10 protein-coding genes and 1 riboswitch are annotated in these 12710 nt (G+C 36.4%); all 10 genes read left to right on the top strand.

The annotated features are described in order from the left end of the window. Positions 1 to 259: 259 nt before the first annotated feature. Positions 260 to 1159 (top strand): T9SS-dependent choice-of-anchor J family protein, encoded by a 900-nt coding sequence (locus GGR22_RS09640; protein ID WP_182493439.1) that lies wholly within the window; start codon positions 260 to 262, stop codon positions 1157 to 1159. A gap of 261 nt (positions 1160 to 1420) precedes the next feature. Further along, the gene (locus tag GGR22_RS09645; RefSeq protein ID WP_182493440.1) at positions 1421 to 2329 is read left to right on the top strand and encodes a T9SS-dependent choice-of-anchor J family protein; all 909 of its coding nucleotides are present in this window, start codon (positions 1421 to 1423) and stop codon (positions 2327 to 2329) included. Positions 2330 to 2893: 564 nt separating this feature from the next. Beyond that, positions 2894 to 3730 (top strand): T9SS-dependent choice-of-anchor J family protein, encoded by an 837-nt coding sequence (locus GGR22_RS09650; protein WP_182493441.1) that lies wholly within the window; start codon positions 2894 to 2896, stop codon positions 3728 to 3730. A 566-nt stretch (positions 3731 to 4296) separates the two neighbouring features. Then, positions 4297 to 4719, top strand: coding sequence for an OsmC family protein (locus GGR22_RS09655; RefSeq protein ID WP_147406610.1), 423 nt, complete (start codon positions 4297 to 4299; stop codon positions 4717 to 4719). A gap of 109 nt (positions 4720 to 4828) precedes the next feature. Beyond that, positions 4829 to 5356: a hypothetical protein gene (locus tag GGR22_RS09660; RefSeq protein ID WP_182493442.1), complete on the top strand. Its 528-nt coding sequence runs from the start codon at positions 4829 to 4831 to the stop codon at positions 5354 to 5356. 66 nt (positions 5357 to 5422) lie between these two features. After that, positions 5423 to 5526: riboswitch (SAM riboswitch) on the top strand. Positions 5527 to 5691: 165 nt separating this feature from the next. Further along, on the top strand, positions 5692 to 6690 hold the full coding sequence (locus GGR22_RS09665) for a homocysteine S-methyltransferase family protein (protein WP_182493443.1): 999 nt from the start codon (positions 5692 to 5694) through the stop codon (positions 6688 to 6690). Between the two features lie 27 nt (positions 6691 to 6717). Further along, positions 6718 to 9402, top strand: a complete 2685-nt coding sequence (metH, locus tag GGR22_RS09670) for a methionine synthase (RefSeq protein WP_182493444.1) — start codon at positions 6718 to 6720, stop codon at positions 9400 to 9402. Positions 9403 to 9482: 80 nt separating this feature from the next. Next, positions 9483 to 10439: a methylenetetrahydrofolate reductase [NAD(P)H] gene (gene metF, locus GGR22_RS09675; protein WP_121376120.1), complete on the top strand. Its 957-nt coding sequence runs from the start codon at positions 9483 to 9485 to the stop codon at positions 10437 to 10439. A gap of 60 nt (positions 10440 to 10499) precedes the next feature. Beyond that, positions 10500 to 11603 (top strand): acyloxyacyl hydrolase, encoded by a 1104-nt coding sequence (locus GGR22_RS09680; RefSeq protein WP_317169780.1) that lies wholly within the window; start codon positions 10500 to 10502, stop codon positions 11601 to 11603. Positions 11604 to 11618: 15 nt separating this feature from the next. After that, the gene (locus GGR22_RS09685) at positions 11619 to 12707 is read left to right on the top strand and encodes an acyloxyacyl hydrolase (RefSeq protein WP_182493446.1); all 1089 of its coding nucleotides are present in this window, start codon (positions 11619 to 11621) and stop codon (positions 12705 to 12707) included. Positions 12708 to 12710: the final 3 nt, after the last annotated feature.

Genomic DNA, 12710 nt, shown 5'->3' on the forward strand with positions numbered 1-12710 from the left:
GAGTTTTCTGCTTTAGCATTTTTATGATACTCTATTTGTTTAGTATCAGAGGTTGCAATCAGTACAAATTTTTCCTCTTCTCGATTTTGACTGCAAATGTATGAAAGCATATTTAATTGACAAAGGAGTTATGTCAGAAAGGAAGAAAGTGAGAAGACAGATTTTTTTTATTAATTTTTAAAATGTGTTAATGAAATTGATTATATTTGAGTTATGATGATTGAATTTAAATTATGTATAACGTTTTAATTAAAAAATTATGAAAAAAACTTTACTTTCTTTGTTTTTATTGGCTTCAACACTAAGCCAAGCTCAAAACTTGTTTACTGAAAATTTTGATACCTACGCCAATTTGGCGACAGCTGGATGGACTTCTACAAATCAGAGTACACCTGCTGGAGCCTCAACCTGGGCTCAAGGAGGCGGAACTGCCTTCGCTACTGGCGCATACAATGGTGCTGCAACTTCCTTCACTTTATGTAACTTTAATAGTACAACTGGTGGTACAGGTACAATTAGTAACTGGTTGATAACTCCTGTGGTTAGCTTGCAGAATGGTGATGTAGTGACATTTTACAGTAGAGCAGGCGGAACAGGCGTTGGTACAGTTTACGCTGACCGTTTGGAATTAAGACTTAGTACAAATGGTGCAGCTACAGTAAATCCAACAGGCGGATCTGCAGGTCTTGGCGACTTTACTACCTTGGCGTTAACAATTAACCCTACTCTGACGCCGACAGGTTACCCTTTCACTTGGACACAATATTCTTATACCGTATCAGGCTTAACAGGAGTTGTGCCATGTAAATTGGCGTTTAGATATTTTGTAACAAATGGTGGTCCTGATGGTGCAAATTCAAATATCATTGGAGTCGATGCTTTATCTATTGATAGAGCTTTGAGTACAGATGATTTCTTTTCGAACAATTTCTCAATGTATCCAAATCCGTCAACTGGTTTGGTAAATTTGGCTAGCAAAAATAATGTTGCCATTAATACTATACAAATTACAGATTTGAACGGACGCGTTGTTAGAAATATTAATGCAAACAGCGTTTCAGAAACTCAAATCAATATTTCTGATTTGACTACCGGGCTGTACTTCTTAAATATTCAAACTGATTTAGGTTCAGGTACTTCAAAGATTGTGAAAAACTAGATTGTTATAAAACTTTATAAAAAGAAGCCGACTTTGACTAGTCGGCTTCTTTTGTTTAATAAATATCTCTTTTTTTGCGGAATTTGTTATTTTTTATATATTGGTCGAGTATTAACTAAATAGTAATGAGGATGGGCTTATTGGAAGCGAAGAAAATGTGAATTTTTTACTTGTGAAAACCTGCTTTTTCCAAGTGGGTTTTTTTATGCTTCGAATTTATCAAAACGTACTTTATTACTAACTTGTTAATACTTTAATTTTATGAAAAAAACGTTACTTTGTTTTTTGTTTTTATCTTCAATGGGTCTGAGCGCCCAAATTACACTTTTTGAAGATGGCTTTGAAACCTACCCTAATTTTGTTATCGAAAATATTGGCTCATGGACGCTTACCGATGTTGATGGAGGCGAAACTTGGGGTATTGATGTCGGTGACGAGGAAGATCCAATCCCGGTAGAATTTGAAAATTCTGGATATACAGGCGCATTTATAGTTTTTAATAGTCTGGTAACTGACCCTCTAGTCGGTACAGCTTGGGCTGCCCATACTGGAGATAAAGTGATTGCGTGCTTTAACTCGATGCCTCCTATAGCTCCAAACAATGATTGGTTAATATCTCCTAGAATTCAATTAGGAGCGACTGGAAATTCATTGACATTCTGGGCAAAATCTGCAGCATCAGCCTATCCAAATGAGCGTTTTAAGATCGGAATTTCTACAACTGGTACAGCAGTAGCTAATTTCACAGTGATTTCAACCGGCGCATATATTCAGACAACTGCTGCATGGACACAATACACCTATAATTTAGATGCATATGCAGGACAAAATGTATACATCTCTCTCAATTGTATCTCTAACGATCAATTTGCTTTGTTGATTGATGATTATAAAGTGACGGCTGCTACATTGTCTACAAATGATTTCTTTGCTACTATTTTTTCTGTATATCCAAATCCGTCAACTGGTTTGGTAAACTTGGCTAGCAAAAACAATACGGCAATCAATACGATCCAAATCACAGATTTAAACGGACGTGTTGTGAGAAATATCAATACTAACGGCGTTTCAGAAACTCAAATCAATATATCAGACCTGACTGCCGGAATGTACTTTTTAAATGTCCAAACCGATTCGGGTTCAGGGACTACAAAAATTATAAGAAGCTAAATTATAGCAGTTTTATAAAAAATCAAACCCACTTCTTTTAGGAATGGGTTTTTTAGTTGAAGCAAGAGCTATTGTTGAAATCTCTCGATTTTATCACCCTTTAATATGACCGTATGTATCTCGATTGGCACAAGGTTTAAAGCTTCTTAAGAATTTTACAATTGCTGATGGATTCTATTAGATGCCGTATAGAAATTTTTTTTCGTTTGAATTTATAAAAATCTATACGTAACTCTAGTGATTCCATGCAGAAAAAACTTTTCCATACAGAACTTCCGCATGCCTTTGTAAATTGTGAGCTATTATGAAACACTCTTGCTTCGTGTAGTGAATCGTTTTCAGGTTATTTTTATAAAAAGTAAGCTTAATCAGTTGTTTTTTGGATGTTATAAAAATCCAACCAAGTGGTGGTTTGAATAAGTGGTTTGTTCCGTTTGTGATTTAACGTTAAATCTACCTGTATATAGGTATTTTTTATTTGAAAAATTGTTAAATGAAGTATTTTATTACAAAACAAATTAAAAAGCATTTATATTTGCCGGCGTATTAACTTTTTAATTTATTATGAAAAAAACTTTACTTATTTCTGGATTACTATTAGGCTCATTATTTACTACAAATGCTCAAACTGTTGTTTGGAGTGATAATTTTGATGATGAAGATATCAGCGATTGGACAACTATTGACGCAGATGGCGACGGTTTTAATTGGGGAGACTTGTTTACTGTTAATGATGAAGATAACGTTCCAGTTACACCTGTTTCATTGATTTCAAGATCTTGGCAAGGTGATCCGCTAACGCCAAACAACTGGGTAATTAGCCCGATGATTAATTTGTCATCTTATGTATCTGGATCTTCTACGATAACGCTTACATGGAAAGTTCAGGCAGCAGCAGCTAGTTGGAGTTTAGAGCGTTATACTGTTTATGCAGCAACTACAAATACTACAGCTGGATTTCTTGCTTCACCTATAAAGTTTACTGAAATCTATCCTGGAGGAACTACTGGAGCTTCTTTAACAAAAACATTAAACCTTTCAAGCTTTGCTGGACAGAATATTTATATTGCTTTCAGACATCATGACTGTACAGATCAAGACTTTTTGTCAATTGATGACGTAACTGTTACAGCTACTTCATTAGGTACTTCTGATTTCTTTGCTTCTAATTTTGCTGTTTATCCAAATCCATCAAACGGCTTGGTAAACTTGGCTAGCAAAAATAATATGGCAATCAATGCTATTCAAATTACAGATTTGAACGGACGTGTAGTTAGAAATATCAATACAAATGGTGTTTCTGAAACTCAAATCAACATTTCTGATTTGACTACAGGATTGTATTTCTTAAATGTTCAAACTGATTCTGGATCAGGAACAACAAAAATCGTAAAAAACTAATTACTAGTAGTTTATATTTGTAAAACCCGCTTTGTGAACAGCGGGTTTTTTTATGTAGAAAAATAAAATAAATGTTAAAGTTTGTTTCTTTGTATTGCTAATTGAAAAATAGTTCTCAAGTTTGCATCATTAAAAAGAAATAAAAATGAAAACTATTATTTGTCATATGTACTGTAAGATGTGGAAAAATTCCGCAGAGCGTACTATTGCCAAATTTTAAGTTTCTTAAAATATAAAGCAAAAAAACCTCTGCATTTCGCAGAGGTTTTTTTTTGGAACAAAACAAAATTTATAAAAGATACGATTGAAATTCTTATTAACTAACTCAAATAAATTTCAATCCTCCTCCTCGAATTTTTGAGGAGGAACAAAAAATAAAAAAGATGAACACGACAATGATGATTTGCTGTAAAAGACATATGTGGATTTATTGCCACCTCAAACTCCATTGCCAAAAGCGAACGACTTAATCTCTGTTTATATTCAAGTGTAAAGTCCTTTTGGTAAGCCAGCCAAAAGGACTTTTTGTTTTTTATCAAATAATTATCAATCTCAATAAAAAAATTATGAAAGCAATAAATGTTTTAGGATACTCCAGAAATAACGAACAATTCGTTGTAAAGACACAGAATTCTGATGTAAGAATCAGCAACAATAAAAAATTTCCAGAACTCGAAGGGCCTAGTCCGTTTGAATATATCCTTGCCGGTTTTGCAGGATGCGTCAATGCGGTTAGCCAAAAAGTAGCCGAAGAATTGGGCATAAACCTAAAATCGCTACAGGTAGAAATCACGGGAACCATAAGCCAAGAAGAAAGAGTCGGTTTCAGCAAAATTGAAATTGTACTGAAACCAACGACTGATGCTTCGCTGCAAGTGCTCCAAAAATGGTTAAAATTAGTACAGCAAAAAAGTCCGGTTTATGACAACTTGGTCAATACAACTCCGGTCGAATTGATTTTGTACAAAGAATATAATTATGCCGCATAAAGCATAAATCACAAAATTGTTTAGTTTGTTTTATTTGTTTGTTTGTTGAAAAGGCTGCTTTTGATTGCCAGTCAAAAGCAGCTCTTTTTAAACCTAAAGCCTCAAAATCATGTCAGTTAAAAAAATAAATATTATTCTTTTCGGAATAGAAACCGTCGGAAGTTCTTTGATAAACCAAATACTTGCCAGCCAAAAAGCACCTTTGGAAAACAGAAAATTTGAATTAAGATTGCCGATAATAACCAATTCTACAGTAGCTTTTTTTGAAAAACCAACTGTAAAAAATTCTTGGGAAGCCAATTTTATTCAGTTTGCAATTCCGTTTAAGGTAGAAGATATCATCAGTTTTGTTCAAGAAAATGAACTTGAAAATCTTATCGCTGTCGATACTACTGAAACCGACGATTTGCTTCCTGAATATTTCGAATTATTGCAAAACGACTTCGATGTTATCAGTACGAATCCAGTCATAGAAAAGCTTCCTGCGGATTTTAATGCATCTATAAATGCTAGCCTGAAGAAATTCGGAAAAGAATTTTTCTTCATAAATCCAATAAAAAAAGAAGCTGTTTCTGAAACGCTACTTAAGAAAATCATCCAAATTGCAGAAAAACAAGATTTGAAGTTAGCAGTATAATTTCCTTTCGGCTATTGCAAAAACCAAACATATTGCATTACTTTGCAGTGTTCATACAAATATTGACAGTTATCACGAAAGGCAGAGGGATTAGACCCGGTGAAGCCTTAGCAACCCTTTAAGCTTTAAAGAAGGTGCTACATTCTACCACGAAAGTGGATAGATAACACACAGAAAAACCTCGGTTTTCTCTCCCTTTTCCTGACAACATATCGATATTTAATTTTTAAGAAGCAAATGGCTTTGGTTTTTTCAACACTCCATTTCCTGCTTTCTGAAAAATAATGAACTTTTGGATTCAACAGAGTCGTTGCATAACCATTAGTATCGAAAAAATGTCAGACATACACAAAGCTATTAAAGAAAGAATTCTCGTTCTCGACGGAGCAATGGGAACCATGCTTCAGCGCTACAATTTCTCTGAAGAAGATTTCCGTGGCGAAAGATTTAAAGATTTTCCACATCCCCTGAAAGGCAACAATGATTTACTGTCATTGACCCAGCCCCAAGCCATTCGCGATGTACACCGTCAGTATTTTGAAGCAGGCGCGGATATTGTCGAAACCAATACGTTTTCAGGAACTACAATTGGCATGGCCGATTATCATCTCGAAGATCTCGTCTATGAATTAAACTACGAATCGGCAAAACTAGCTCGCGAAGTAGCCGATGAGTTTACTAAAAAAGACGCAAGCAAGCCTCGTTTTGTTGCAGGCTCTATTGGTCCGACCAACAGGACAGCCAGTATGTCACCCGATGTAAACGACCCAGGGTATAGAGCCGTTACTTTCGACGATTTGAGAATCGCCTACAAACAACAAGTCGAAGCATTGATCGACGGAGGCTCAGACATCTTGTTGGTAGAAACGATCTTCGATACCCTGAATGCCAAAGCGGCCTTATTTGCTATCGAAGAAGTCAAAGAAGAAAGAAATCTTGATATTCCGATTATGGTTTCTGGAACAATTACAGATGCTTCTGGAAGGACACTTTCAGGCCAAACAGTCGAAGCTTTTCTGATTTCAATCTCACATATTCCTTTATTAAGCGTCGGATTTAATTGTGCTTTGGGTGCGGATCAATTGAAGCCTTACTTGCAGAGATTGTCGCACAATACGTCGTTTAATATTTCAGCCCATCCCAATGCAGGATTGCCGAATGCTTTCGGACAATACGACCAGACTCCAGAAGAAATGCAAGCTTTGATTCGGGAATATCTCCAAGATAATCTCATCAATATAATAGGAGGATGCTGCGGCACCAACCCAGAGCACATCCGCCTGATTGCAGAAGCCGCAAAAGAATATGCACCAAGAATTGTAGAACCAGTTTAAAAAGCTACAGCTAAAGAAAAACAGAAAATGGCAGATGTTGATTGTAAGAAACACCTAAAATTATCAGGCCTTGAGCCTTTAATCATAACTCCCGAAAGTATTTTCGTGAACGTCGGCGAACGGACAAACGTTACCGGTTCTCGAAAATTCTTGCGTCTCATAAAAGAAGAAAAGTACGAAGAAGCTTTAGATATTGCCAGAGCCCAAGTAGAAGGCGGTGCCCAAATCATCGATATCAATATGGATGAAGGAATGCTTGATGGTGTTCATGCCATGACGACTTTCCTGAACCTGATTGCTGCAGAACCCGATATTTCTCGAGTTCCTGTGATGATTGATAGTTCCAAATGGGAAATCATCGAAGCAGGCTTGAAAGTCGCACAAGGAAAAAGCGTCGTCAATTCGATCAGTCTAAAAGAAGGCGAAGACAATTTTATCCGTCAGGCAAAATTGATAAAAAAATATGGCGCGGCGGTAATCATAATGGCTTTTGATGAAGTCGGTCAAGCCGATACTTACCAGAGAAGGATTGAAATCTGCAAGCGTTCTTACGATGTTTTAGTAGACCAAGTCGGTTTTCCAGCAGAAGATATCATTTTCGATCCTAATATTTTTCCAGTGGCGACAGGCATGGAAGAACACCGCCAAAACGCTGTGGATTTTTTCCGAGCTACAAAATGGATCAAAGAAAATCTTCCGTATGCAAGTGTCAGTGGAGGTGTGAGTAATGTTTCTTTTTCTTTCCGAGGAAATGACCGTGTTCGCGAAGCCATGCATTCTGCCTTTTTATACCATGCCGTAAATAACGGAATGACTATGGGAATCGTAAACCCAGAAATGCTGGAAATTTACGACCAGATACCAAAAGATTTATTAGAGCATGTCGAAGATGTCTTGCTTGACAGAAGAGATGATGCAACGGAAAGGCTTTTATCTTTTGCCGAAAACATAAAAGGCGATACCAAAGAAGTAACAGAAAAACAAGCCCAAGAATGGCGCTCGCTTCCAATTCAGGAGAGGCTTACCCATGCTTTAGTGAGAGGGATTGATGAATTTATTGAAGCCGATATCGAAGAAGCAAGACAGCTTGCGACAAAACCGATAGAGGTCATTGAAATCAATTTGATGGCCGGAATGAATGTCGTTGGAGATTTATTCGGAAGCGGAAAAATGTTCCTGCCCCAAGTAGTCAAATCGGCAAGGGTTATGAAAAAAGCAGTTGCGTATCTGCTACCTTATATAGAAGCTGAAAAAGATGGGACTTCAAGTTCTGCTGGAAAAGTACTGATGGCAACAGTTAAGGGCGACGTCCATGATATTGGAAAAAATATCGTAGCGGTTGTTCTGGGATGTAATAATTATGAAATTATCGACCTTGGTGTCATGGTGCCGCCAGAAAAAATCATCCAGACTGCCATTGAAGAAAAAGTAGATATTATTGGTCTAAGCGGCTTGATTACGCCTTCCTTGGATGAAATGGTCTATTTGGCAAAACAGATGGACAAATTAAATATCAATATTCCAATCATGATCGGCGGAGCGACAACTTCGCGCGCGCATACGGCCGTGAAAATTGCTCCTGAATACAGAGAAACCGTTGTCCATGTAAACGATGCATCTCGAGCGGTTACAGTTGCTGGGAATCTAATCAATAAAAATACCAACCAAGAATATTTCAAAAGCCTTCGTTCAGAATATGACGAATTGCGTGAAGGATACCTGAACAGAAGCCGCGACAAAAATTTCCTAGATATTGAAGAAGCCAGAAAAAATAAATTAAAACTAGATTGGGATAATTTCTCTCCAACTAAACCTAATTTTATTGGGGCAAAAACCATCGAAATAAAGCTGGACGAATTAGTTGATTATATCGACTGGACGCCTTTTTTTAGGACATGGGATTTGCATGGGAAATATCCAAATATTTTGACCGATGAGATAGTCGGGGAACAAGCTACTATTTTATTTTCTGATGCTCAAAAAATGTTGAAGCAGATGTTGTCAGAAAGCTGGCTCGAAGCGAAAGGAATCTATGGGATTTTTCCAGCAAACCAAATTAATGACGACGATATCGAATTATTTGATGAAAACGGAAAACATTTGCAAACTTTCTTGACCCTACGACAGCAATCGGCAAAAACAAAAGGAGCTCCAAACATTGCATTAGCCGATTTTATTGTACCAAAAGATTCTGGAAAGACTGATTATATGGGCGCTTTTTGCGTAACGACAGGTTTCGGGGTAGATGAAAAAGCAGCTGAATTTGAGAAAAATCTCGATGATTATAATTCGATCATGGTTAAAGCTTTAGGAGATCGTTTTGCTGAGGCTTTTGCGGAATATTTGCACGAGAAAATCAGAAAAGAAATATGGGGCTACGCTTCGGATGAGGTTTTAAGCAATGAAGAATTAATCAAAGAAAGCTACAAAGGAATACGTCCTGCGCCCGGATATCCGGCTTGCCCTGACCATTTAGAAAAACCTACGATTTGGAAATTACTAAATGTAGAAGAAGAGATAGGCGTGACCTTGACCGAAAGTATGGCCATGTGGCCTGCTTCTTCGGTTTCTGGATATTATTTCGGAAATCCGGAGAGCAAGTATTTCGGTCTTGGAAAAATCAAGAAAGACCAAGTCGAAGATTATGCCAGACGCCGAAACGTTTTGTATGAATATGCCGAAAAATGGCTTAACCCAAATATTGCAGATTAGAGAAAATTTGGATGTCTGATTTAGGATTTTTGATTTTAGCTCACCTAAATCAAAAATCCTAAATTCTAAATTATAAATTGATGAAAGTAACCGAACATATAGAAAAAGCGAACGGAAAATCTTTATTTTCCTTTGAAATATTGCCTCCATTAAAAGGCCAAAATATCCAATCCATTTTTGACAGTATTGATCCTTTGATGGAATTCAATCCGCCGTTTATTGATGTGACCTACCATCGTGAAGAATACGAATACAAAGAACTGCCTAGCGGTTTGTTAGAGAAAAAGATTGTCAAAAAACGCCCTGGAACGGTCGGTATTTGTTCGGCAATTCAAAACAAATACCAAGTTGATGCGATTCCGCATATTCTTTGTGGTGGTTTTACGAAAGAAGACACCGAAAACTTCTTGATTGATTTGGATTTTCTCGGCATCCAAAACGTAGTGGCTTTGCGCGGCGACGCCGTTAAAAATGAGACCTATTTCAAGCCAGAAAAAGAAGGAAACCATTATGCTACAGAATTGGTAACACAGATTTCAAATCTGAATAATGGAATTTATTTAGATGACGAATTGCAGAATTCTTCTGCAACCAACTTCTGCATCGGAGTGGCTGGCTATCCAGAAAAACACATGGAAGCACCCAGTTTGGACAGCGATATTTATTTCTTGAAACAAAAAATAAAGAATGGAGCTTCCTATATTATTACGCAGATGTTTTTTGACAATAAAAAGTTTTTCGATTTTGTCGCGAAATGCAGAAAAGAAGGCATTACGGTTCCAATTATTCCGGGACTAAAGCCAATTTCTACAAAAAAGCAATTGAACTTGGTACCGCACCGTTTTAAGGTTGATATTCCTGATGAACTGATCATGTCTATCGTTCGTGCCAGCGATTCAGAAGCTGTAAAACAAATAGGAATCGAATGGTGCATCAACCAAAGCAAGGAGCTAATCAAAGAAGGAATTCCTGTTCTCCATTATTATTCTATGGGAAAAGCGGAAAATATCAAGGCGATCGCAAGAGAGGTTTTTTAACATAAACTTGTAAGCTTACTTTTATTAGTTATTTTTGGCAATGCTAATCCGAAACAAATAGTGTTGCCAAAAAAACTTAATTTTCTAATTCTCCTCATTTCAACCCTCTCTTTCTCGCAAGAGCAGAACGGAAAATTTACGATTGATGCTAATTATTTCTACGGTAATATTTTGCCTCACAACAATACGATCAGGCATTTGATTACAGAACATCCCGAGGGAATCTTAATCAGTTTCAACAAAAAAACGTTTGGAGAAAAAGAATGGCAGTCGGCATATAACTTCCCAGATTACGGAGCTTCCTTTCACTATGAGAATACCAAAAATGAAACTTTGGGAGACTTATACGGACTCTATGGTCATTATAGCTTCTATTTTTTTAACCGAAATCTGATGTTCCGAATAGGGCAGGGAGTTGCTTATAACACAAATCCTTATGACAGAGATACCAACTTCCGCAATCTAGCATACGGTTCAAATTGGATGCCTTCAACCTATTTATTGCTGAATTATAAAAAAGAAAATCTATTCAAGAATATTGGTATTCAAGCCGGTATTAGCTTTTTTCATCATTCAAATGCAAACCTAGCATCACCAAATACAAGTACGAATACTTTGGCTATGAATCTGGGAGTTAATTATTCTTTTGAAAAAAGCGAACAAAATCAGCGATATACAAGAGTTTATGATACGATTATAAATTATAGACAGCCAATCAAATTCAATATTGCCTTCCGAACCGGATTTAATGAAAGTGATATTATCGGAAGCGGGACATTCCCTTTTTATGTGCTATCTGCTTATGCAGACAAGCGTCTTTCGAGAAAAAGCGCTATCCAATTCGGAGCCGATTTTTTCATAATGAAATATCTGGAAGAATATATCAAATTTAAATCAGTCGCGTATCCAAACGAACACGTAGATTCCAATACAGATTATAGAAGAATAGGACTTTACATCGGGCACGAACTTTTTATAAATGATTTATCCGTTGAAGCTCAGGTTGGCTATTACGTTTATTCCCCATTTGATTACTTAGGGCCATTTTACCAGAGAATTGGCTTGAAATATTATATTAGCAATACCATTTTCACATCAATGACATTAAAAACACATGCTGCAAAGGCCGAAGCAGTAGAATTTGGTGTTGGTGTAAGATTATAAATAAATTATAACAGAATGAACAAATTTCTTTTTCTGATTTGTCTTTTGCCAATGTTGAGCTTTTCACAGGAAAACAACAGCAGATATACTTTTGATATTAATAATTTCTACGGAAAAATTTTAAATCATACCGAAGAAATATCGCAATTTACAGACCATAGTCCAGAAGGATTTCTTATTAGCATCAATAGAAAAACATATGGCGAAAAAGCATGGCAGTCTCGTTATAATTACCCAGATTATGGCCTTTCGTTCGAATATCAAAATATGAAAAATGAGGAGTTAGGTTACTTTTATGGATTGTACGGGCATTATAATTTTTATTTTTTCAAAAGGAATTTGATGCTGAGAATTGCACAAGGAGTTGCGTACAATACCAATCCATACGATGTAAATACCAATCCGGAAAACTTGGCCTATGGAACGCATTGGATGCCGGCGACTTATTTTATGCTGAACTATAAGAAAGAAAGAATTTGGAATGGATTAGGACTTCAAGCGGGAGTTACATTCTTTCATCATTCGAATGCCAATTTGAGATCTCCTAATAAAGGGACAAATACAGTAGCTCTAAATATTGGAGCTGTTTATAATTTTGATAGCAAAGAATCCTTAAATTATATACTGAATAAAGATTCTATCAAGTTTACAGAACCGATACGATATAATCTTGCTTTTAGAACAGGATTTAATGAAAGCGATTTGGTAGGAAGCGGACAATATCCGTTTTATGTATTTTCTGCCTATGCAGATAAAAGGCTGAATCGAAAAAGCGCCATCCATATTGGAGTTGATTTTTTTGTGATGAAATATTTAAAAGAAACAGTAAAGAGGATTGCAGCAGATCCAACTCTTTCTGTGAGTCCAGATACAGATTATCGAAAAGCAGGAATTTTTGTAGGACATGAATTGTTTGTCAATAAACTATCTTTAGAAACACAATTTGGCTATTATGCTTATGCTCCGCTGGATTATCTGCCTCCAATTTATCAAAGATTGGGACTTAAGTATTATCTTATGGACGAGATTTTTATGGGAGTTGCCTTAAAGACTCATGCAGCAAAAGCGGAAGCTCTTGAATTTGGAATAGGAGTCCGTTTATAAAAT

The organism is Flavobacterium gossypii (genome assembly GCF_014138495.1).
Classification (GTDB): domain Bacteria; phylum Bacteroidota; class Bacteroidia; order Flavobacteriales; family Flavobacteriaceae; genus Flavobacterium; species Flavobacterium endophyticum.

Coding starts and splice junctions, on each gene's coding strand:
- metF (WP_121376120.1), top strand. CDS start 9,483: ATGAAAGTAACCGAACATATAGAAAAAGCGAACGGAAAATCTTTATTT.
- GGR22_RS09650 (WP_182493441.1), top strand. CDS start 2,894: ATGAAAAAAACTTTACTTATTTCTGGATTACTATTAGGCTCATTATTT.
- GGR22_RS09685 (WP_182493446.1), top strand. CDS start 11,619: ATGAACAAATTTCTTTTTCTGATTTGTCTTTTGCCAATGTTGAGCTTT.
- GGR22_RS09665 (WP_182493443.1), top strand. CDS start 5,692: ATGTCAGACATACACAAAGCTATTAAAGAAAGAATTCTCGTTCTCGAC.
- GGR22_RS09645 (WP_182493440.1), top strand. CDS start 1,421: ATGAAAAAAACGTTACTTTGTTTTTTGTTTTTATCTTCAATGGGTCTG.
- metH (WP_182493444.1), top strand. CDS start 6,718: ATGGCAGATGTTGATTGTAAGAAACACCTAAAATTATCAGGCCTTGAG.
- GGR22_RS09640 (WP_182493439.1), top strand. CDS start 260: ATGAAAAAAACTTTACTTTCTTTGTTTTTATTGGCTTCAACACTAAGC.
- GGR22_RS09660 (WP_182493442.1), top strand. CDS start 4,829: ATGTCAGTTAAAAAAATAAATATTATTCTTTTCGGAATAGAAACCGTC.
- GGR22_RS09655 (WP_147406610.1), top strand. CDS start 4,297: ATGAAAGCAATAAATGTTTTAGGATACTCCAGAAATAACGAACAATTC.